General features: G+C 67.7%; 20 protein-coding genes and 1 other RNA gene. 13 read left to right on the top strand and 8 right to left on the bottom strand.

The genetic code is table 11. From position 1 onward, the window contains the following. Window positions 1-83: 83 nt before the first annotated feature. The 5 genes from C1933_RS07920 to C1933_RS07940 all read left to right on the top strand — a co-directional run bounded on the left by C1933_RS07920 (window position 84) and on the right by C1933_RS07940 (window position 7,231). Complete coding sequence (locus C1933_RS07920; protein ID WP_164271466.1) at window positions 84-1,307, top strand: efflux RND transporter periplasmic adaptor subunit; 1,224 nt, start codon at window positions 84-86, stop codon at window positions 1,305-1,307. Between the two features lie 112 nt (window positions 1,308-1,419). Next, entirely contained in the window at window positions 1,420-4,590 is a 3,171-nt protein-coding gene (locus C1933_RS07925) for a multidrug efflux RND transporter permease subunit (protein WP_108752810.1), read from the top strand. A 66-nt stretch (window positions 4,591-4,656) separates the two neighbouring features. Beyond that, window positions 4,657-5,394: an SDR family oxidoreductase gene (locus C1933_RS07930; protein ID WP_108752811.1), complete on the top strand. Its 738-nt coding sequence runs from the start codon at window positions 4,657-4,659 to the stop codon at window positions 5,392-5,394. After that, window positions 5,388-6,803 (top strand): efflux transporter outer membrane subunit, encoded by a 1,416-nt coding sequence (locus C1933_RS07935; protein ID WP_108752812.1) that lies wholly within the window; start codon window positions 5,388-5,390, stop codon window positions 6,801-6,803. The genes C1933_RS07930 and C1933_RS07935 overlap by 7 nt, the downstream gene beginning before the upstream one ends. Before the next feature lie 164 nt (window positions 6,804-6,967). Further along, window positions 6,968-7,231: a hypothetical protein gene (locus tag C1933_RS07940; protein WP_108749314.1), complete on the top strand. Its 264-nt coding sequence runs from the start codon at window positions 6,968-6,970 to the stop codon at window positions 7,229-7,231. Between the two features lie 16 nt (window positions 7,232-7,247). On the opposite strand, the gene C1933_RS07945 is transcribed toward C1933_RS07940, so the two are convergent. Together C1933_RS07945 and C1933_RS07950 are read right to left on the bottom strand one after the other, a co-directional pair. Beyond that, the gene (locus C1933_RS07945) at window positions 7,248-8,102 is read right to left on the bottom strand and encodes an endonuclease/exonuclease/phosphatase family protein (protein WP_108752813.1); all 855 of its coding nucleotides are present in this window, start codon (window positions 8,100-8,102) and stop codon (window positions 7,248-7,250) included. 98 nt (window positions 8,103-8,200) lie between these two features. Next, a complete protein-coding gene (locus C1933_RS07950) occupies window positions 8,201-10,231 on the bottom strand; it encodes a hypothetical protein (protein WP_108752814.1) in 2,031 nt (676 codons plus the stop codon). Between the two features lie 108 nt (window positions 10,232-10,339). On the opposite strand from C1933_RS07950, the gene C1933_RS07955 reads away from it, so the two are divergent. Then, window positions 10,340-10,795 (top strand): isoprenylcysteine carboxylmethyltransferase family protein, encoded by a 456-nt coding sequence (locus tag C1933_RS07955; protein WP_108754775.1) that lies wholly within the window; start codon window positions 10,340-10,342, stop codon window positions 10,793-10,795. Window positions 10,796-10,813: 18 nt separating this feature from the next. Here C1933_RS07955 and C1933_RS07960 read toward each other — a convergent pair whose 3' ends face one another. Then, window positions 10,814-11,296 (bottom strand): hypothetical protein, encoded by a 483-nt coding sequence (locus tag C1933_RS07960; RefSeq protein WP_108752815.1) that lies wholly within the window; start codon window positions 11,294-11,296, stop codon window positions 10,814-10,816. A 163-nt stretch (window positions 11,297-11,459) separates the two neighbouring features. Beyond that, window positions 11,460-11,813: a transfer-messenger RNA gene (gene ssrA, locus C1933_RS07965) on the bottom strand. Between the two features lie 228 nt (window positions 11,814-12,041). Between ssrA and C1933_RS07970 the strand changes: the two genes are divergently transcribed. Further along, window positions 12,042-12,614, top strand: a complete 573-nt coding sequence (locus C1933_RS07970; protein WP_108752816.1) for a hypothetical protein — start codon at window positions 12,042-12,044, stop codon at window positions 12,612-12,614. Between the two features lie 296 nt (window positions 12,615-12,910). Here C1933_RS07970 and smpB read toward each other — a convergent pair whose 3' ends face one another. Beyond that, on the bottom strand, window positions 12,911-13,414 hold the full coding sequence (gene smpB, locus C1933_RS07975; protein WP_065722998.1) for an SsrA-binding protein SmpB: 504 nt from the start codon (window positions 13,412-13,414) through the stop codon (window positions 12,911-12,913). 57 nt (window positions 13,415-13,471) lie between these two features. On the opposite strand from smpB, the gene C1933_RS07980 reads away from it, so the two are divergent. Together C1933_RS07980 and C1933_RS07985 are read left to right on the top strand one after the other, a co-directional pair. Beyond that, a complete protein-coding gene (locus C1933_RS07980; RefSeq protein ID WP_108749327.1) occupies window positions 13,472-13,897 on the top strand; it encodes a type II toxin-antitoxin system RatA family toxin in 426 nt (141 codons plus the stop codon). Between the two features lie 3 nt (window positions 13,898-13,900). Next, entirely contained in the window at window positions 13,901-14,158 is a 258-nt protein-coding gene (locus tag C1933_RS07985) for an RnfH family protein (protein WP_108752817.1), read from the top strand. Between the two features lie 36 nt (window positions 14,159-14,194). Here the strand turns inward: C1933_RS07985 and bamE are convergent, their stop codons facing one another. Continuing rightward, entirely contained in the window at window positions 14,195-14,584 is a 390-nt protein-coding gene (gene bamE, locus C1933_RS07990; RefSeq protein ID WP_108749329.1) for an outer membrane protein assembly factor BamE, read from the bottom strand. Between the two features lie 103 nt (window positions 14,585-14,687). On the opposite strand from bamE, the gene fur reads away from it, so the two are divergent. Next, on the top strand, window positions 14,688-15,095 hold the full coding sequence (fur, locus tag C1933_RS07995; RefSeq protein WP_108749330.1) for a ferric iron uptake transcriptional regulator: 408 nt from the start codon (window positions 14,688-14,690) through the stop codon (window positions 15,093-15,095). Window positions 15,096-15,200: 105 nt separating this feature from the next. Here the strand turns inward: fur and C1933_RS08000 are convergent, their stop codons facing one another. Beyond that, window positions 15,201-16,466, bottom strand: coding sequence for an SGNH/GDSL hydrolase family protein (locus tag C1933_RS08000; protein ID WP_108752818.1), 1,266 nt, complete (start codon window positions 16,464-16,466; stop codon window positions 15,201-15,203). Window positions 16,467-16,559: 93 nt separating this feature from the next. On the opposite strand from C1933_RS08000, the gene C1933_RS08005 reads away from it, so the two are divergent. Then, a complete protein-coding gene (locus C1933_RS08005; protein ID WP_108752819.1) occupies window positions 16,560-17,477 on the top strand; it encodes a LysR family transcriptional regulator in 918 nt (305 codons plus the stop codon). Window positions 17,478-17,601: 124 nt separating this feature from the next. Here the strand turns inward: C1933_RS08005 and recN are convergent, their stop codons facing one another. Further along, window positions 17,602-19,278: a DNA repair protein RecN gene (recN, locus tag C1933_RS08010; protein ID WP_108752820.1), complete on the bottom strand. Its 1,677-nt coding sequence runs from the start codon at window positions 19,276-19,278 to the stop codon at window positions 17,602-17,604. Between the two features lie 115 nt (window positions 19,279-19,393). On the opposite strand from recN, the gene hrcA reads away from it, so the two are divergent. Both hrcA and grpE read left to right on the top strand, forming a co-directional pair. After that, the gene (gene hrcA / locus C1933_RS08015; RefSeq protein WP_108752821.1) at window positions 19,394-20,458 is read left to right on the top strand and encodes a heat-inducible transcriptional repressor HrcA; all 1,065 of its coding nucleotides are present in this window, start codon (window positions 19,394-19,396) and stop codon (window positions 20,456-20,458) included. A gap of 63 nt (window positions 20,459-20,521) precedes the next feature. Further along, window positions 20,522-21,037 carry a nucleotide exchange factor GrpE gene (gene grpE / locus C1933_RS08020; RefSeq protein WP_108749334.1) on the top strand — a complete coding sequence of 172 codons (516 nt, stop codon included), beginning with the start codon at window positions 20,522-20,524 and terminating at the stop codon, window positions 21,035-21,037. The last annotated feature ends 184 nt before the right edge of the window (window positions 21,038-21,221 follow it).

Below are 21,221 nucleotides of genomic sequence, written 5' to 3' on the forward strand. Positions count from 1 at the left end.
CAACCAACGTTGAGGTCGCAGGCTACGCCGCCAGAAAACGAACACGTCACCGAACCACCACCCCTTCCGTACGGATGCATGCCATGACTTCCCCCAACACCCCTCCACACCGTATCGGTCATCGCCTGGCGATGGCCGGTGTCTCCATTCTTGCCGCGGCGGTGCTGGCCGCCTGCAGTGGCGGTCATGCCGAAGAGGCCGGTGCACCGCCGCCGCCGCAGGTCAGCGCCGCGCCGGTACTGGTCAAGCAGGTCAGCCAGTGGGACGAATTCAGCGGCCGCGTTGAAGCCGTGCAGAGCGTCGAGCTGCGTCCGCGCGTGTCCGGCTACATCGACAAGGTCAACTATGTCGAAGGCGAAGAAGTGAAGAAGGGCGCTGTCCTGTTCACCATCGACGCCCGCAGCTACCAGGCCGAGTACGATCGCGCCGCCGCCGAACTGGCCCGCGCCCGCACCCAGGCCAGCCTGGCGCGCAGCGAATCCGAGCGCGCCAAGCGCTTGGCCGAACAGCAGGCCATTTCCACCGAAACCGCCGAACAGCGTCGCGCTGCTGCGGACCAGTCCGGCGCCGCCGTGCAGGCTGCACAGGCCGCACTGGATGCGGCACGCCTGAACCTGGAGTTCACCAAGGTGCGTGCACCCATCGATGGCCGTGCCGGCCGCGCGATGGTCACCGCCGGCAACCTGGTGACCGCCGGCGACAGCGCCAGCGTGCTGACCACGCTGGTGTCGCTGGACACGGTGTTCGTCTACTTCGATGCCGACGAAAGCACCTTCCTGCGCTACACCCAGATGGCCCGCAACGGCCAGCGCCCGAGCGAGCGCGACAGCGAACTGCCGGTGAAGGTCGGCCTGTCCGGCGAAGACGGCTACCCGCACAGCGGCAAGGTCGATTTCCTCGACAACCAGGTCACCCGCAGCACCGGCACCATCCGCGTGCGTGCGCTGCTGGACAATGCAGACCGCCAGTTCACCCCGGGCCTGTTCGCGCGTGTGCAGCTGCTGGGCAGCGGCCAGTTCGAAGCCCGCCTGATCGATGACAAGGCAGTGCTGACCGACCAGGACCGCAAGTACGTGTACGTGGTCGACAAGGACGGCAAGGCGCAGCGGCGCGATGTCCGCCTGGGCCGCACCGCCGAAGGCCTGCGCATCGTCGAAGACGGTCTGGCCGCCGGTGACAAGGTGATCATCGACGGCGTGCAGAAGGTCTTCATGCCGGGCATGCCGGTGCAGGCCAAGGCGGTGGCGATGCAGCCGCAACCGGCCCCCGCACCGGGCCGCGATGCGACCGCCGCACTGAAGCACTGATTCGCGTTTCCCTCTAGCTGCCGGCGCCTGCGGCAGCCGTCCCTGCCTTCGTCATTTCGACGAGGGGCAGGATGGCTGTTGCCCGTCGGCGGCATTTCCCAGGAATTCCTCCATGGACTTTTCCCGTTTCTTCATCGACAGGCCGATCTTCGCGGCGGTGCTGTCGATCGTGATCTTCGCCGCTGGCCTGATCTCGATCCCCATCCTGCCGATCGGCGAGTACCCCGAAGTGGTGCCGCCCTCGGTGGTCGTGCGCACGGTCTACCCGGGCGCCAACCCCAAGGTCATTGCTGAAACCGTGGCCACCCCGCTGGAAGAAGCGATCAACGGCGTCGAGGGCATGATGTACCTCAAGTCGGTGGCCGGTTCGGACGGCGTGCTGCAGATGACCATCACCTTCCGCCCGGGCACCGACCCGGACGAAGCGGCGGTGAAGGTGCAGAACCGCGTGGCCCAGGCGCAGGCGCGCCTGCCCGAAGACGTGCGCCGGCAGGGCGTGACCACGCAGAAGCAGTCGCCCACCTTCCTGATGGTGGTGCACCTGACCTCGCCCAATGGCAAGTACGACACGCTGTACCTGCGCAACTACGCTCGCCTGCACGTGAAGGACGCGCTGGCACGCATCCAGGGCGTGGGTGATGCGCAGATCTTCGGTGGCGGTGACTACGCCATGCGCGCCTGGCTGGACCCGGACAAGGTGGCCGCGCGCGGCCTGACCGCCAGCGACGTGGTGGCCGCCATGCGCGAACAGAACGTGCAGGTCTCGGCCGGCCAGCTCGGTGCCGAACCGCTGCCCAACAGCCAGTTCCTGACCCTGATCAACGCGCAGGGCCGACTGAAGAGCGAGCAGGAATTCGGCGACATCGTGCTCAAGAGCGGCACCGATGGCGAAATCGTGCGCCTGTCCGATGTGGCCCGCCTGGAACTGGGCGCCGGCGATTACACCCTGCGTTCGCAGCTGGATGGCAAGAACGCGGTAGGCATCGGCATCTTCCAGTCGCCCGGCGCCAACGCGCTGGAAATCCGTGATGCTGTGATCGGCACCATGGACGAGATGCAGAAGACGTTCCCGGCCGACGTGAAGTACGAAGCGGTGTATGACACCACCATCTTCGTGCGCGATTCGATCAAGGCCGTGGTGTCCACGCTGCTGGAAGCCATCGCCCTGGTGGTGCTGGTGGTGATCCTGTTCCTGCAGACCTGGCGCGCGTCGATCATTCCGCTGATCGCCGTGCCGGTGTCGGTGGTGGGTACGTTCGCTGCGCTGTACCTGCTGGGCTTCTCGATCAACACGCTCAGCCTGTTCGGTCTGGTGCTGGCGATCGGCATCGTGGTGGACGATGCGATCGTGGTCGTGGAAAACGTTGAACGCAACATCGAAGAAGGCCTGTCGCCCACCGCGGCGGCGCACCAGGCCATGCGCGAAGTGTCCGGGCCGATCATCGCTATTGCGCTGGTGCTGTGCGCGGTGTTCGTGCCGATGGCCTTCCTGTCCGGTGTCACCGGCCAGTTTTACAAGCAGTTTGCCGTCACCATCGCCATCTCCACGGTCATCTCGGCCATCAACTCGCTCACCCTGTCGCCGGCGCTGGCCGCGCGCCTGCTGAAGCCGCACGGTGCGCCCAAGGACGCCCCGAGCCGCCTGATCGACCGTCTGTTCGGCTGGGTGTTCCGCCCGTTCAACCGCTTCTTCAAGTCCAGCTCGGAAAAGTACGAGCGTGGCGTTTCGAAGATCCTCGGCCGTCGTGGTGCGGTGTTCGTGGTCTACGCGATCCTGCTGGTGGGTACCGGTGTGATCTTCAAGCTGGTGCCGCCGGGCTTCATTCCCACCCAGGACAAGCTGTACCTGATTGCCGGTGTGAAGCTCCCGGAAGGCTCGTCGATCGCGCGTACCGATGAAATGCTGCGCAAGGTCGCCAAGATCGCCCAGGAAACCGATGGCGTGGCCCACACCATCTCGTTCCCGGGTCTGAACGCGCTGCAGTTCACCAACACGCCCAACACCGGCGTGGCCTTCATCCCGCTCAAGCCGTTCAACGAGCGCCACGGCCGTACCGCCGCGCAGATCAATGCCGAGATCAACCAGAAGATCGCCGGCCTGCAGGAAGGCTTCGCGTTCTCGATGATGCCGCCGCCGATCCTCGGCCTGGGCAACGGCAACGGCTACCAGATGTTCATCGAAGACCGCGGCAACCTGGGCTATGGCGCCCTGCAGAATGCGGTGCAGTCGATGCAGGGTGCAGTGGCACAGACCCCGGGCATGGCGTTCCCGATCACCAGCTACCAGGCCAACGTGCCGCAGCTGGATGCGGAAGTTGACCGGGTGAAGGCCAAGGCGCAGGGCGTGCAGCTCACCGAGCTGTTCGACACCCTGCAGACCTACCTGGGCTCGGCCTACGTGAACGACTTCAACCAGTTCGGCCGTACCTGGCAGGTGATCGCCCAGGCCGATGGTCCGTTCCGTGAAAGCGTGGAAGACATCGGCAAGCTGCGTACCCGCAACGACCGTGGCGAGATGGTGCCGATCGGTTCGATGGTCACCGTGAAGCAGACCTACGGCCCGGACCCGGTGCTGCGCTTCAACGGCTACCCGGCCGCCGACCTGGCCGGTGAAGCCGACCCGCGCGTGCTGTCCTCGGCCGAAGCCATGAACAAGCTGACCGAGATCGCCGGCAAGGTGCTGCCGGTGGGCATGACCACCGAATGGACCGACCTGAGCTACCAGCAGGCAACCCAGGGCAAGGCCGCCTTCATCGTCTTCCCGGTGGCGATCATGCTGGCCTTCCTGGTGCTGGCTGCGCTGTACGAAAGCTGGTCGCTGCCGCTGGCGGTGATCCTGATCGTACCGATGACCCTGCTGTCGGCCCTGTTCGGCGTGTGGCTGACCGGCGGTGACAACAACGTGTTCGTGCAGGTGGGCCTGGTGGTGCTGATGGGCCTGGCGTGCAAGAACGCGATTCTGATCGTCGAGTTCGCCCGCGAGCTGGAAATGGGCGGCAAGGGCATTGTCGAGGCCGCCCTGGAAGCCTGCCGCCTGCGCCTGCGCCCGATCGTGATGACCTCCATCGCCTTCATCGCCGGCACCGTGCCGCTGGTGCTGTCGCATGGCGCAGGTGCCGAGGTACGCTCGGTTACCGGCATCACCGTGTTCGCCGGCATGCTGGGCGTGACCCTGTTCGGCCTGTTCCTGACCCCCGTGTTCTACGTCGCCCTGCGCAAGTTCGTCACCCGCAACGGCGGTGGCCAGCTGGTGCAGCACGGCGAACCGACCATCCATCACTGACCTGGAAAACAGCGATTGCGCCGGCCCGGTGCCGGCGCCCGCTTTCCCCTATCGAGGCATGACCCCATGAACACCCATCAGAACAAGATTGCCCTGGTTACCGGCGCCACCCGCGGCATCGGCCTGGAAACCGTGCGCCAGCTGGCGCAGGCCGGCGTGCACACGCTGCTGGCCGGTCGCAAGCGAGAAACGGCGGTGGAACAGGCGTTGCAGCTGCAGGCCGAAGGCCTGCCGGTGGAAGCCATCCAGCTGGACGTGACCGATGCGGCCAGCATTGCCGAAGCCGCCGAACAGGTGCGCCAGCGCCACGGTCGCCTGGACATCCTGGTGAACAACGCCGGCATCATGATCGAAAACCCGGCGCAGGCGCCGTCCGAGCAGTCGCTCGATACCTGGCGCCGCACCTTCGACACCAACGTATATGCGCTGGTGGCCGTTACCCAGGCCTTCCTGCCGCTGGTCAAGCAGGCCAAGTCGGGCCGCATCGTCAACGTGTCCAGCATGCTCGGGTCGCAGACCCTGCATGCCGACCCGAACTCGGGTATCTACGATTTCAAGATTCCCGCCTACAACGCTTCCAAGGCAGCGGTGAACAGCTGGACCCTGGCCCTGGCCTACGAGCTGCGCAACACGCCGATCAAGGTCAACACCGTGCACCCCGGTTACGTGAAGACCGACATGAACGGTGGCAACGGCGAAATCGAAATCAGCGAAGGCGCCCGTTCCAGCGTGGAAATGGCGTTGATCGGCGAGGCCGGCGCCAGCGGCAGCTTCACCTACCTCGGCGAGGTGCTGCCGTGGTGATCCGTACCTTGGCCGCCGCCGTGTCCAGCCTGGTGCTGGCCGGCTGCGTGACCGTCGGCCCCAACTACAAGGCACCGGTGCAGGAACCGGTGGCCCTGCAGAGCGCGCAGCAGACGGTGTTCAGCACGGCCGCGCCGGTGGCCAGCTGGTGGGCGCAGTTTGACGATCCGGTACTGGAAGAGCTCGTCCACGGCGCCCTGTCGGACAACCTGGACCTGCGCGTGGCCGTGGCCCGCGTCAGCCAGGCCCGCGCAGTGTTCGTGGAAAGCCGCTTCGACCAGGCCCCGCATGTCACCGCCGGTGGCAGCTACGACCGCCGCAAGCAGCCCGATGCACAGCAGGGTGGCGAGCGGGTGTTCAGCGAAAGCTACCAGCTCGGCTTCGATGCCGGCTGGGAACTGGACCTGTTCGGTCGCAAGCGCCGCGCCGCCGAAGCCGCGCGTGCCGACCTGGGCGCCGAGCAGGCCAACCTGGCCGACGCGCAGGTGCTGGTGGCGGCCGAAGTTGCGCGCAACTACTTCGAACTGCGTGGCACCCAGAAGCGCATCGCGGTGGCCCAGCACACGCTGGAAAACCTGCGCGATACGCAGAAGCTGACCGAAGCACGCTGGGAATTGGGCGCCGGCAGCGAACTGGACGTGCAGAGCAGCCGTGCGCGCCTGAAGGCGATCGAGGCCGACATTCCGCTGCTGGAAGTGGCCGAAGCACAGTCGCGCAATCGCCTGGCCGTACTGCTGGGCCAGCGCCCGGAAGTGCTGACCGCGATGCTGGCCCCGCATGACGTGCCGGCATTCGCCAAGGCGCTGCCGCTGGGCGATACCCGCGAGCTGCTGCGCCAGCGTGCCGACGTGCGCATGGCCGAACGCCGCCTGGCTGCTGCCACTGCCCGGGTCGGCGTGGCCACCGCCGATCTGTTCCCACGCCTGTCGCTGTCCGGCTTCGTCGGTTTCCTCGGCGGCGATGCCAGCGGCCTGGTCAACGGCAACAACAAGGCGTGGTCGCTCACCCCGTCGATCAGCTGGGCTGCATTCGACTTCGGCACGGTGAAGGCGCGCCTGCGTGCCAGCAAGGCCGAAGCCGAAGGCGTGGCGGCGCAGTACGAACAGGCGGTGCTGCTGGCCCTGGAAGACACCGAAAACGCGCTGACCCGCTATTCCAAGCAGCAGGCGCGTCTGGCGATCGTGGTCGAGCAGGCGCAGGCGGCACGACGTGCCGAATCGCTGGCGCAGATCCGCTTCCGCGAAGGTTCGGAAGACTTCCTGACCCTGCTGGATGCGCAGCGCACCCAGTTGGCCGCCGACGATGCGCTGGCCGCAGCCGAGGCGGAAGTGAATGTCAGCGTGGTCGGTGTCTACAAGGCACTGGGCGGTTGGGGGCAGGCGCCGCAACCGGCGGTGGCCAGCCGCTGACAGCAGGCAAGGGCATCACGTCGTATCCAGCGTGGCTGGCGGCGTGATGCCCGCGCGCTGCACGGTCTGGCGGCAACGCCTGTCGGCGCCATGTCGTTTCTGACTCTGCCGGAATCTGCCTGCGCGGTGTACCTAGTGGGACACCCCCCCAGCAAGGACCGGCGATGCGTGACGAAAAGCGATCCACCCAGCGGATGCTGTTTGGCGATCCCGGCCTGCCTGGCGCAGGGCTGTCGGTGGCGGTGGTGGTGCTGATGGTGCTGGCCGCGCTGACCGGCGCCGTGGGTTTCATGCGCCTGCCCGATTCCATGCTCGGCGTCGGCCTGATCTGCGTGGCCCTATTCCTGGCGGTGGCCGCACGCATCTTCCAGGCGCGCGACCAGCACCAGGCGCTGTTCCGTCTGTTGGACAAGCGCCCCCCGCCCTGAGCAGAGGGCGTATCGGTCAGGGTGTCGGCCAGTCCAGTTCCACCACCAGCGGGAAGTGGTCCGAGGGCAGCACGCCGCCGATGCGGCGGTCGTCGGTGGTGAAGCTGCGCGCGTGGAAGCCGCGCACCAGCACCCAGTCCAGCTGCGTGGTGGCCTTACCGGTGAAATCATGGAAGGTCTTGCGCGGCCCCTTCGGAGCGGCCACCTGGGTGCGGGTGTCCTGCAGCACGCGGGTGAAGGCCTGGTAGGTGCCGCTGCCCGGTTCGCTGTTGAAGTCGCCGGTCAGCACCACTGGCAGATCCGCCGGCAGGCCGGCTACGCGCTGGGCGATCAGCTCGGCGCCTTTCTGCCGGCGCGGCTCATCCTCGTCGCGGTAGGGCAGGTGGGTGTCCATGAAGTAGAAGCGGCGGCCGTCGTCCAGGCGACGGAACAGCGCCCAGGTGACCATGCGCGGGTACAGGTTGCCCCAGGTGATGCTGCCCGCTACGTCCGGGGTGTCCGACAGCCAGAAGTCGCCGGACTGCTCGATCGCGAGCACCTTGCTGTCGTAGAACACGCCCATGTGCTCGTCGCCGTCGCCGCCGCGGCGGCCCTTGCCGAACCAGCGGTAGCCGGGCAGGTGCTCGGCCAGGTAGCTGGCCTGTTCGGGCACCAGTTCCTGGGTGCCGATCACCGCCGGGTGGGCCTCCAGGATGACCTTGACCATCGCATCGCGGCGGTCCGGCCAGCGCTTGCCCGGCTCGGTATCGGCCGGCGTGCGCACATTGAACGACATGACTTTCAGGGGTGCCGGGCTGGCAGCCCAGGCGGCGGCCGGCAGGGCCAGGGCCAACAGCGCGCAGAGCGCGGTGCGGCGGACGTGCTGCAACATCGTGGAATCCCTCCATTCCATGAAAACGATTCCAGAGGATCGCACGGATGGCACCCCGCGGATATGCCGGGTGTGGCCGCTGGCGGCCGGCAGGGGCCTCAGTCGCGTGGCGCGTCGTGCGCCTGCATGTCCTCGTGCAGGATGCGCCGCAGCTCGACGATGGCCGGTGTCGCTTCCTGCACGCTGTGGCCGGACACGATCACCTTTTCAGACCGCGCATGCGGCAGGTGCGAGCTCCAATAGGGCACCAGACCATCGCTGCTGTCCTGCAGCGGGCCCTGCGCACTGGAGCGGGCAATGATGGAGTGATAGCGCACCTTCGGCGCCATCGGCAGGTCGGCCACCGCCTTGATGAACGCATCGTCCTTGTCCAGGTTCTGGATGCTGTTCATGCGGTAACCGTGCTTGTCATCGTTGCGTTCGATCTGGCCGTCGTTGGCCAGGCTGGCCACGTCTTCCAGCACGGTCAACGGCAGGCGCACGAACTTGCCGATCCATCGGCCCAGGCGCGTGCCGGCCACATCGGTGCCACGGTGCGGGGTGGCGATGAACACCACCCGCGAAATCTCCGGTTCCGGCTGGAAGTTCAGCAGCGGTGCGCCGCGCGTGCGCAGCAGTTCGCGCTGCACCGGCGACATCTGCGCAGTGTCCAGCAGGGTCTGCACCAGATGGTCGCCGGACGAAGAAACCAACAGCCGCGAGATCACCCCGCCCATGCTGTGCGCGACCACCACCATGTCGTGCGAAGCCATATCCTTGCCGGCCGGATCGAAGTGCGCCAGCACATCGTCCAGCGTGTGGCGGATCGCATCGTGGCTGAGCGCGATCGGCATGTTGGTGGGGTAGTAGAACTGCCAGATCTGGAAGTCGCGACGGATCTCTTCGTCGCGCATCAGTTCGTTGGCCACGTTCACCCACGCTTCGGGGCTGCTGGCCAGGCCGTGGATCATCAGCAGCACGCGCCGGTCCGGGTCGAACGGCTGCATCATGAACAGATGCGGGCGCTCGATGCCGCCCTTGCCGCCGAACAGCGAGCGCAGCGACTGCCGGCTGAAATTGGAGCGCGCCAGCCACAGCGCGTAGCCGGCGGTGAAGTTGGCTGCCAGCGGCACCTGTTCGCCGTGCAGCTGCACTTCGGACACCTGGTAGGGGTCGTGGATTTCCAGCGTGGGCGCGTTGTCGTGCAGCACTTCCCAGAGGTTGGCGCCGGCAAAGCGCAGCAGCACCGTCATCGACGGCGAGGGCATCTCGCTCCAGTCGCGCACGGTCGCGGCGGCGGCCGCCTGCGGGCTGCCCGGCGCGGGCGCTGGCGCGGCAGGCTGCTCCGTGGGGTCGGCCATCACCGCCACCAGCTCGGCACCGAAGCCATCGCGGCGGTGCACGCTGCGCAGGGTGCCGGTGAAGGACATCGACGCGGCCGGCACCAGCTCGACCAGTTGTCGGCCGTCCTGGGTGGCACCGTCGGCATCGGGGGCCAGCACGAAGGTCCACGGCCCCACCTGCAGGCGAGAACGGTCGCTGCCGGCGTCGCCGCGCGAATACACCTCGAACAGCATCACCGATGCTTCCTGCACGGCCAGGTTGTAGTAATCGCGCACCTGGGTCTGGCGGTCTTCGAAGCCGCGCTGGTTGGCGGTGCGCTCGGTGAAGAACAGATACGCGTAGGCCTGGCGGGCCACCTGCATCCACGCATCCAGCCGCGGCTGGAAACCGGCATCGAGCGGGGCCAGCGGCTGCGTCGGCGTCGCCGCACGTGCCGCGGCCGGCGATTCGCGCTTGGGCGCGGGCAGGCTCATCGCATACTGCAGCCATAGTTCGGCCAGGCTGGAACGCTTGTCCTCCTCGCGCACCACGATGCTGGCTTCCATCGCCTCGATGCAGGCCGGCCCCGGCTTGGCGCACGCGGTTTCATCCAGCCCGGCCACGCGCAGGGTTTCCCAGGTAGCCGCACTCAGCTTGCCGCTGGTCAGGATGTCACCGCGCTTCAGCGCGATGTACTGGCCCGGGGTGACCGTGCCCACCTGCACCGACGGGCCGAACTGGCGAAGCGTGGCGCAGCCACTCAGCAGCAGCAGGGCGGTGGCGGCCAGCGCCATGTGGCGAACGACGGTGAAACCGGGTAATGCCATGCGGTCCTCCTGCGCAGTGGCGCCACTCTAGCCGGAGCGGCGTCAACGCGGAAGAAAGTGGTGGCGTGTGTGACACTGCGGGCCTTGCGCTTACACCCGGGGATGCCGATGCACCTGCTGGAAACCCGCATTCCGCCCCCGCTGGTCATGCTGCTGTGCGGCCTGGCGGGCTGGGCGCTGGGCGGCCTGCTGGCCCGGTGGCCGCTGCCGGTGCCGGCCTGGGCAGCGGTTTCCATCGGCGTGCTGGGCCTGCTGCTGAACCTGCTGCCGAAGTGGACCTTCGGCCGCGTGCGCACCACGGTGAACCCACTGCGGCCGACTTCGACCACGGTGCTGGTGACCAGCGGGATCTATCGCTACAGCCGCAACCCCATGTACCTGGGCCAGGCGCTGGTGCTGCTGGGCGCGATGCTGCTGCTGCGCAACGCGCTGGCGCTGCTGGTGGTGCCGCTGTTCGTGGCCTGGATCACCCGCCTGCAGATCGTGCCGGAAGAACGCGCGCTGGCCGCGCGCTTTGGTGCCCGCTACGAGGCATTCCGCAGCCAGGTGCGGCGCTGGCTGTAGGCGCCGTGCCGCGCAGGGTTACGGCGAGATCTGGCAGCTGACCGCGGCCGAATAGCCCTCGTAATCGTCGGCCGCGCCCACGTGCTGGGTGTGGCGTGCATCGACCCTGCGGATGTAGGAGGGCGCTTCGCTGTCGGCATCGTCGTTCACCGTGGTGACCGACAGGCTGCGGCCGACCTGCGCGGCGGTGATGCCCTGCAGGTACACATGGATGCTCTTCTGCCCGCCGGCAATCACGCTGACATCGGCACTGGTCACGCTGCCGCCCAGCAGCGCCACCTTGCCGCCCTTGGGCTGGAACACACCGCCCGGAACCGGGGTCAGCCCGGCCGAGCGCAGCGCCTGTTCGGCCTGGGCCTGGGTGAAATCGGAACCGGGCCGGCAGGCCAGCAGGGTTTCCAGGGCAGCGGTGGGCTTGGCGGCGGGGGCGGCGGTGGCGGTGGTGGTAGCGGTAGCGCCAGTGGCCAGAGCGAGCAGCAGGGTGGGCAGGCGGAGGTTCATTGCAGATCCTTCTGGGGTGGCCGGGCAGGGCGTGTGGCCGTTGGTTCTGCAGTGTGCGGCAGGCATGGGGGGACTGTCACCGCGCGCAGGAAAACGGCAACAAAAAAGCCGGAACCCCTTGGTAGGAGATCCGGCTTCTTGCGGCCTCGACAGGCCATACAGATGGTGGAGGTGGGCGGAATTGAACCGCCGTCCGAAGGCACTCCATCCCCAGCACTACATGCTTAGCTCACCGTTGGATCTCGCCCCCGAGCAGCACGGTGTGCAAAGCGCACCCGGGGACCAGCCTGTTGTGTTCTAGTGCCGGACTGACAGGCAGCCGCCCAGCGCGATTCCATGATAGTGACTCTACACCGCGAGCATGGACACAAGCGGTTTCGAGGCTTAGGCCTTAAGCGGCCAGAGCGTAGTTGTCGTCGTTGGCAACTAGAGTTTTGCAGCTGGATTTACGAGGAAAGCTACCCCCTCGGCATGCGCCAGGCGACTTCACAACCCCCGTCGAAACCAATGCACCCCCGGTTTCTACAGTGCTGCAAGGTACAAGGCCGGTTCCGTGTTGCCACGGCACAGGCCTGCCCAACGCCTGTAATGCTACGGCAAAAATGCTGAACCGTCACCTTCGCCGGTTTTTCAATCCGCAACAGGTTGTAGAGCCTTTGTCATAGCGGATTGCTAACTTCCCTGGCACGAAATTGCGACACACTGGCAGCGACCATCCGAGCCAGGATCGACACGGAGACAGTGGGTGACCGAAGCCAAGCAACAGCGCAGCCTGCGACAACTGGTCGGGCCGGTGGGCGCCGACTACCAGCGCCGGGCGGTGCCGCCGGCCTGGGTGTGGGCGGTCATGGCGATGCTGCTGGCGGCCACCTGGCTGAGTGAGTTGCCGGCCACGGCCGCGGCGGCGCTGGTGGCCAGTGCGGTGGTGGTGCATTGGCCGCAGCGCGGGCGCATGCACTGGCTGGGCTGGCGGTTGCCGGCGCTGGCCGTGCTGGCGGCGCTGCTGTGGGGGCCGGACGTGCTGGCACAATGGTTCGAGCACGGGCTGGCGCTGACCCTGATGTCGCTGGCCAGCCTGAGCATGGGCGTGCATGTGTGGCAGTCGCGGCAGACCGCGCGGCAGCTGCAGGGTGCGGCCGATGCGCTGGATGATGCGCAGCTGCTGTCGCTGCTGCCGGCCGACGCGGCGCGCCTGGCCCAGCAGTGGCGCGCCGGTGATGATCGCCATGCGCCGGAACTGGCGGTGGTGATGCACCTGGCGGTGATGCATGCAGCGCTGGCGCCGCGCCTGGGCGGGCGGGGCATGCTGGCCGGGTGACCGGGGCGGTGGGTAGAGTCGAGCTTGCTCGACTGATCCACGCCCTGGGTAGAGTCGAGCTTGCTCGACTGATCGGTCCGCGACAGTCGAGCAAGCTCGACTCTACGAAGCGAGGCAACAGCAGTCGAGCAAGCTCGACTCTACGAAGGCAGGCAACAGCAGTCGAGCAAGCTCGACTCTACGAAGCAGGGCAGTCGAGCAAGCTCGACTCTACGAAGCAGGGCAGTCGAGCAAGCTCGACTCTACCAAGCAGGGCAGCCGAGCATGGCTCGGCTCTACCGGTGCGGGGCGGTGCTTCAGGCGTCGCGGTTGCCGCGGCGCATGACGCGCTGCTTTTCGATGGCCCAGTCGCGGTCCTTGGCGGCATCGCGCTTGTCGTGGGTCTGCTTGCCCTTGGCCAGCGCCACTTCCAGCTTGATCTTGTTCTTGCTCCAGTACATGGCGGTGGGCACGATCGTGTAGCCATCGCGCTCGACCTTGCCGACCAGCTTGTCGATCTCGCTCCGGTGCAGCAGCAGCTTGCGCTCGCGGCGGTCGTTGGCCACCACGTGGGTCGAGGCCTGGATCAACGGGGTGATCTGCGCGCCGATCAGGAAGATCTCGCCCTGCTTCACGTAGGCGTAGGCGTCGATGATGTTGCCGCGCCCGGCGCGGATCGACTTCACCTCCCAGCCCTGCAGGGCCAGGCCCGCCTCGAAGCGCTCTTCGATGTGGTACTCGTGGCGGGCACGCTTGTTCAACGCGATGGTCTTGTTGGCCGTCGCGTTCTTTGCTTTATCCTTGCCGCTGTTCTTGCTCATTTCCGTATTGTCTCCGATTCGGGCCCGCCCGGTCGATTGCCGAGACGTTCCTTCTTTATGCCTACTATCCGCCGCAGCGCCCTGGTCGAACATTCCTCCGCCCGCATGTTCGATCTCGTCAACGACGTGCAGGCCTATCCGCGCCGCTTCCGCTGGTGTTCCGATGCCCGCATCCTGGAACAAGGCGAGGACCGGCTGGTGGCCCGCCTGGACCTGGGCCTGGGCTCGTTCAGCACCTGGTTCCAGACCGAAAACACCCTGCAGCGCCCGCACAGCATTGATATGCAGCTGCGCGACGGCCCGTTCAAGCAGCTGCACGGCCGCTGGGAGTTCCATGCCCTGGCCGAGGATGCCTGCAAGGTGACCCTGACCCTGGAATTCGAACCCAGCTCACGCCTGCTGGGGCCGGCGCTGGCCATCGGCTTCCAGGGGCTGGCCGATCGCATGGTCAACGATTTCGTGCGCGTGGCCGACGAGGGCTGAGCGATGATCGAGGTCGAGGTGGTGCTGGCCTGGCCGCAGCGCGTGCTGGCGCGCCGGCTGCAACTGGAAGAGGGCGCCACCGTGGCCGATGCGGTCGCTGCCGCCGCGCTGGAAGGCAGTGCCGACTGCCCGGCGCTGGCCGTGCATGGCGTGCTGGCCCGCCCGCAGCAGGTGCTGCACGACGGCGACCGGGTGGAACTGCTGCGCCCGCTGCTGGCCGACCCCAAGGACAACCGGCGCAAGCGCGCACGCGGCGACTGAACCGCGCCACCTTCAGGCGGCGCGGCGAAGCGGGGCTCAGCGGCCCTTCTTCTTGTCCTTCGGCAGGTTGCGGCCGAACTGGCGCACAGTCTGCTGGGCCAGGGCCTTGTCGTTGGCCGGGAAGTAATCGCCTTCCCAACGGGTGACCACGTCGTTTTCGAAGTACACGGTGAAGTTCTTCACTTCGGTACGGCCGAGGCGGTTCACGCGCTCGCTGGAGGTGTAGTCCCAGCGCTGGGCGTGGAAGGGATCGGGCACCGAGGGCGTGCCCAGCAGCGCATTCACCTGCTGCTTGCTCTGGCCGACCTGCAGCTTGGCAACGGCGTCCTCGCGGATCAGGTTGCCCTGGTAGATCGGTTGCTTGTAGATGATGCCGCACCCGGTGGTGGACAGAGCGATGGTGGCGACCAGCAGGAGATTGCGCATCGGAAAGGGCGTTTGGGGAAATCGAACCGATGATACACTCCCGGCGTGCCACCGCGACCCAATCCGAGGCAGCTGGCGCTAAATCGCCAATGAACGGAGACCTATGGAAACCCACGACCTGCGCAAAGTCGGCCTGAAGGTGACCCATCCGCGGATGCGGATCCTGGCGCTGCTCGAGCAGCGCAACGCCCAGCACCACATGACCGCCGAAGACATCTACCGCCAGCTGCTGGAGCACGGCGACGAGATCGGCCTGGCCACGGTGTACCGGGTGCTGACCCAGTTCGAGGCCGCCGGCCTGGTGCTGAAGCACAACTTCGAAGGCGGCCAGGCCGTCTACGAGCTGGACCGCGGCGGCCACCACGACCACATGGTCGATGTGGACAGCGGCAAGATCATCGAGTTCGAAAGCCACGAAATCGAAGAGCTGCAGCGCAAGATCGCGGCCGAGCATGGCTACGAACTGGAAGAGCATTCGCTGGTGCTGTACGTGCGCAAGAAGCGCAAGTAACGGTTTCCCGCCTGCTGTGATGTGCGAAGACCCCGGGCCTGGCCCGGGGTTTTTCGTTGCTGGGGTCAGAGCCCCTTGCTGGCGCAAGGGGATCCGACCCCGGGGTCAGATCCCTTTCCGCCAGGAAAGGGCTCTGACCCCCGTCCCCCCATGCGTGGAGGGTTCTGTCAGAACGCCCAGATCCACCGCCTCGGCCATGGCCCGGTTGCCGGCATCACCGGGGTGCAGGTGGTCGCCCGAATCGTAGGCTGCGGCCAGCCGTGACGGTTGCGCCGGGTCGCGCAGGGCGGCGTCCAGGTCGATCACCGCATCGAATGGGCTGTCGGTGCGCAGCCAGGCGTTCAGCTGCTGACGCAGCGCGTCCTTGTCCGGCTGGTAGTAGTCCTGCAGCGGGGTGCCCGGCAGCGCGCCGGCAAACGGTGGCAGGGTGGCGCCAATGACGTGCACGCCGCGCGCATGGGCCCGTTGCGCCAGGGCGCGGTAGCCGGCCTGCAGGTCGGCCAGCGCCGGCCGGGGCTGGTCGCGGGCGAAGGCGGTGCCCGGCCAACTGATGTCGTTGATGCCGATCAGCACGATCACGCTGGCGGTGCCGGGCAGGTCCAGCACATCGCGCTGGAAGCGGGCGAGGGCGGACAGCCCCATGCCATCACGCAGCAGGCGCCCCCCGGAGATTCCCGCATTGACCACGGCCACCCCGTGCGGCGCCAGGCGCGCGGCCAGATGGTCAGTCCAGCGCTGGTCAGCGTCCAGGCTGGCGGTGGCCCCGTCGGTGATCGAGTCGCCGATCACCACCACGCTGCGTGCCGCGGACGGGGCCGCGACCTCGATGCCGCTCACGAACAGGCGCGCGGTGGTGGTGCTGGCGCCATGCAGGGCGCTGGCCAGACTCTGGTTGCCGGGGGCGATCCAGCTGGTCTGTCGGCCGTCCCAGTGGAAGGTCTGCAGCGGCGTCGGCCCAGCCACGTACACGCTCACCTGCAGTGCCTGCTGATCGGCGGTGATCACTGGCAGCGGGTCGCTCAACCGGTCCTGGCCGGGGCCGATCACGACATCGGGTTGCCCATCGAAGGCCAGCGGCAACGGCGTCGCGCCGGGCTGGCTGGCCACGCTGGCCCGGTCGATCCGCAGCGGCTGGCGGCCGTGGGCATTGCTCAGGCGCACCCGCAGTGCGCTGCCGCCCAGGCTGAGGCGCAGTGTCTGGCGGAAGGTCTGGTCGTGCAGGCTGGCCGGAATGAGGGTGGGGAACAGGAAGTCCTCGCCCCAAACCGGCTGCGGGCTGGCCTGCCAACTGGCCACCCAATGGGGCTGGGCGGGGCCCGCGTGGGCGGAAAGCGGCAGCAGGGCGGTGGCGGCAAGCAGGTAACGGCGCATGGCAGGCGTCCTCGGAAGGGATAGCCAGCGTGGCCGTTGCGCCACCTGTGAACTAGACTGCGCACGGACAATCATCTGTGAACAGGATTCACCATGGCGCGCCCCGACATCAACCGATCCGGCGAACTGGAAGTGTTCGTGCGGGTGATCGAGACCGGGGGCTTTTCCGCCGCCGCGCGCAGCCTGGACATGACGCCTTCGGCGGTCAGCAAGCTGGTGGCGCGGCTGGAACAACGGCTGGGCACGCGCCTGCTGCAGCGCTCCACCCGGCAACTGCAGTTGACCCCGGAAGGCTGCAGCTTCTACGAGCGCGGGCTGCGCGTGCTGGCCGACCTGGAAGAGGCCGAACGCTGCGCCAGCGCCCATGCCGAACCGCGTGGGCGGCTGCGGCTGAATTCCAACGTGCCGTTCGGGCGCCATTTCCTGCTGCCGCTGCTGCCGGCGTTCCTGCAGGCGCACCCGCAGGTGGGGGTGGACCTGAGCCTGAATGACGAGGTGATCGATCTGCTGGAACAGCGCACCGATGTGGCCGTGCGCGCCGGGCCGCTGAAGAGCTCCAGTCTGGTGGCGCGGCAGCTGGGCGCGACGCGGATGATGATCGTGGCAGCGCCGTCCTATGCGGCCCGGCACGGCCTGCCTGCCGACGCCGATGCGTTGCTGTCACACAACCGGCTGGATATCGGCCATGCGCGGACGTTGCAGGGCTGGCCGCTGCTGCACGACGGCCAACAGGTGCGGGTGCCGACCCAGGGCAACCTGCGCGCCGGCAATGGCGACGCGCTGCGCCAGCTGGTGCTGGGCGGTCTGGGCATGGCGCGGCTGGCGGCCTTCCAAGTACGCGACGACCTGGCTGCCGGGCGCCTGCTGCCGGTGCTGGAAGACGCCAATCCCGGTGATCTGGAAGAAGTGCACGCCGTGTTCGTGGGGCAGGGCGGCTACCTGCCGCTGCGGGTGCGCGCGCTGCTGGATTTCCTGGTGGAACACGTGGATCTGGCCAAACCCTTGGCGTGACCCCGGCTTGGTTGAGTCGAGCCATGCTCGACTGCTCTTGGTCTGACGCCAGAAGCAGTCGAGCATGGCTCGACTCTACAGACTTGGCACCCCGTAGATCCACGCCATGCGTGGATGCGCGTGCTCAGTCGAGCAAGCTCGACGCGACCAACAGCTTGCGCGCGGCCGCGCGTGCTTCCTTGCTCACTTCCACCCCGCCCAGCATGCGCGCCAGTTCTTCCTCGCGGGCCTTGGTGTCCAGCTTCTCCACCGCGCTCTGGGTCATGCCTTCCACCGGCGCCTTGCTGACCCGGTAATGGGCGTGGCCCTTGGAAGCGACCTGCGGCAGGTGGGTGACGCACAGCACCTGGCGCTTCTCGCCCAGTGCGCGCAGCTTCTGGCCGACGATGTCGGCCACGGCGCCGCCAATGCCCGAATCCACTTCGTCGAACACCATGGTCGGCACCGCGTCCAGATCCAGCGCGGCCACTTCGATCGCCAGCGAGATGCGCGACAGTTCACCACCGGAGGCCACCTTGCGCAGGGCGCGCGGCGGCTGGCCGGCGTTGGCGGCAACCAGGAATTCGACGCGCTCGGCGCCCTGCGGGTCGGGCTTGCCGGCGTCCTGCGGTTCCAGCTCGATCAGGAACTGGCCGCCGCCCATGCCCAGCTCGGCAATGATGCCGGTGGTGGTGGCCGACAGTTCGGCGGCCGCCTTGCGCCGGCTGGCGGTCAGTACCTCGGCCTGCACCCGCCAGGCGGCCACGGCCTTGTCGATCTCGCCGGCCAGGCGCTGCAGGCGCTCGTCGGCGCCGCGCAGCTGTTCCACTTCGGCATGCATGCGCTCGCGCTGCGCGCCCAGCTCGTCCATCGGCACCCGGTGCTTGCGCGCCAGGTCGTGCAGGCGGCCCAGGCGGCGCTCGTTCTCTTCGAACTGTTCCGGGTCGGCGTCCAGGTCGTCATGCACCCGGTCCAGCAGCGACAGGGCTTCGTGCAGCTGGATCGAGGCGTTTTCGATCAGGCCGTCCACCTCGCCCAGGCGCGCGTCGTGTTCTATCAGGCGCGACAGGTCGTGGCGCACCTGCTGCAGCAGGTCCAGCGCGGAACTGCCGTCGTCGCCGTTGAGCTGGTTGCTGGCAGCCTGGCAGGCGGTAAGCAGGGCGCTGGCATGGGCCTGGCGGCGGTGGCTGGCGCCGAGGGCGGCAATCGATTCCGGTTCCAGGTCCTCGCGGTCCAGTTCGCGCAGCTGGTGTTCCAGGAAGCCGATGCGGTCGCTCACGTCGCCCTGTTGCGACAGCGCCAGCGATTCGTCCACCAGCGCCTGCCAGGCAGCAGCGGTACGGCGCACCTGGCGGCGGGCCTCTTCGTTGTTGGCGAAGGCGTCCAGCAGGGCCAGCTGCGACGGCCGCGCCAGCAGCGCCTGCTGTTCGTGCTGGCCGTGGATTTCCACCAGGTGCGCGGCCAGATCGCCCAGCTGCGCCAGGGTGACCGGGCGGCCGTTGATCCAGGCGCGCGAGCCGCCATCGGCGCGGATGACCCGGCGCAGCTGGCATTGCTCGTCGTCGTCCAGCTCGTTGTCGGCCAGCCACTGGCGGGCGGCCTGCAGCTGGTCCAGGGCGAATTCGGCCGACAGCTCGGCGCGGGCGGCGCCGTGGCGGACCACGCCGCTGTCGGCGCGCAGGCCGGACAGGAAGCCCAGTGCGTCGACCATCAGCGACTTGCCGGCGCCGGTCTCGCCTGAAACGACAGTCATGCCGGGCCCGAATTCCAGTTCGGTGGCGCGGACGACGGCGAAATCCTTGATCGAAAGATGTCTGAGCATGGGTAATGGGGTGTCTGCAGCCGCGCAACGCTAGCATGTGCGGCCGGGTGGTCCAATGACTTGCCAAGGTGCTGCGCCGCCATTATCTAGTGTCCGTGTCTCACAGGTTGATTCCATGCACGGTTCCGCCGACCAGCTAGCCCCGCGCGCGCGCCATCTGCTGCGTACGCTCATCGCGCGTTACATCCAGGACGGCGAGCCGGTGGGCTCGCAGACGCTGGCGCGCGTGGCCGGGCTGGAAGTCAGTCCGGCCACCATCCGCAACATCCTGGGCGACCTGGAAGACCTGGGCCTGCTGGCCTCGCCGCATACCTCGGCCGGGCGCATTCCAACCGCCCACGGCTACCGGGTGTTCGTCGACAGCCTGCTGCAGATGCAGCCGCCGGGCGAGGGCGAGCTTGCCCGGCTGCGCCTGGAGCTGGCCGGCGGCGGCAGCACCCAGGCCCTGCTGGGCAGCGCCTCGGAGCTGCTGTCGGCCATGAGCCATTTCGTCGGCGTGGTCAGTGCCCCGCGGCGCGAGCAGTTCGCCTTCCGGCAGATCGATTTCGTGGCCCTGGACGGGCGCAGGGTGCTGGCCATCCTGGTGTTTGCCGACAATGAAGTGCAGAACCGGGTGATCGAGACCCGCCAGGACTTCGCCCCGGGCCAGCTGGAACAGGTCGCCAATTACCTGAACGCGCATTTCGCCGGCCTGCCGCTGGCCGAGATCCGCACCCGCCTGCTGCTGGAGCTGCGCGATGCCCGTTCCGAGCTGGAGCAGCTGCTGGCGCACAGCATCGAGCTGGCCGAGCAGGCCCTGCAGCCGCCGGCCGACGACATGCTGGTGGCCGGGCAGACCCGGCTGATGGGGGTGCAGGACCTGTCCGACCTGGAACGGCTGCGCGAACTGTTCGAGCTGTTTTCCAGCAAGCGCGAGATCCTGCAGTTGCTGGAACGGACCATCCAGGCCCCGGGCGTGCGCATCTTCATTGGCGAAGAGACCGGCATGATGCCGCTGCAGGGTGTCTCGCTGGTCACCGCGCCCTATACCGCCAACGGCCAGGTACTGGGCGTGCTGGGGGTGATCGGGCCCAAGCGCATGGCCTACGACCGCATGATTCCGCTGGTGCAGGCCACCGCCGACGTGCTGGGCGCGGCCTTTTCGCCGTCCGGGCGAACGCCGGGCACATCCGACGCTTGAAACGCAGCATCCCGCCCACACTAGGGTGGGTGGAGGCGGGCTGTGACCGCCAGGGACCCAGACATGAACCACGAAAACCCCGATATCGAATCCCAGCAGAGCGCGGCCGATGCAGCGGCTGCTGCCGGCGTGAGTGACGAAACCGAGCGCCTGCGCGCCGAGATCGAGCAGATCAAGGCCGACGCCCTGCGTGAACGCGCCGACCTGGACAACCAGCGCAAGCGCGTGGCCCGCGACATCGAGCAGGCCCGCAAGTTCGCCAACGAAAAGCTGCTGGGCGAGCTGCTGCCGGTGTTCGACAGCCTGGATGCCGGCCTGAAGGCCGCTGGCGATGACGCCCATCCGCTGCGCGAGGGCCTGGAGCTGACCTACAAGCAGCTGCTGAAGGTCGCCGCCGACAATGGCCTGGTCCTGCTGGACCCGACCGGCCAGCCGTTCAACCCGGAACACCACCAGGCCATCAGCCAGGTGCCGACCCCCGGCGCCGCCCCCGGCAGCGTGGTTACCGTGTTCCAGAAGGGCTACCTGCTGAACGAGCGCCTGCTGCGGCCGGCGCTGGTGGTGGTGGCCGCCGACTGACCCGGCGTCCCGGGCGAACGGCCGCCGGGCAGGGCCCGGCGCTACCCGCCTGGGATCGGTAGCGCCGGGCCATGCCCGGCGTACCTTGAACGGTTGAACACAGCGTTCGGGGGATGGCTTGAATGTTCCACGAGCCTCCCCCACATCCCATTCATCCACCGGCACACCGGCCGGACTGAACCCA

The organism is Stenotrophomonas sp. ZAC14D2_NAIMI4_6, from assembly GCF_003086875.1.
In the GTDB taxonomy this organism is placed as follows: Bacteria; Pseudomonadota; Gammaproteobacteria; order Xanthomonadales; family Xanthomonadaceae; genus Stenotrophomonas.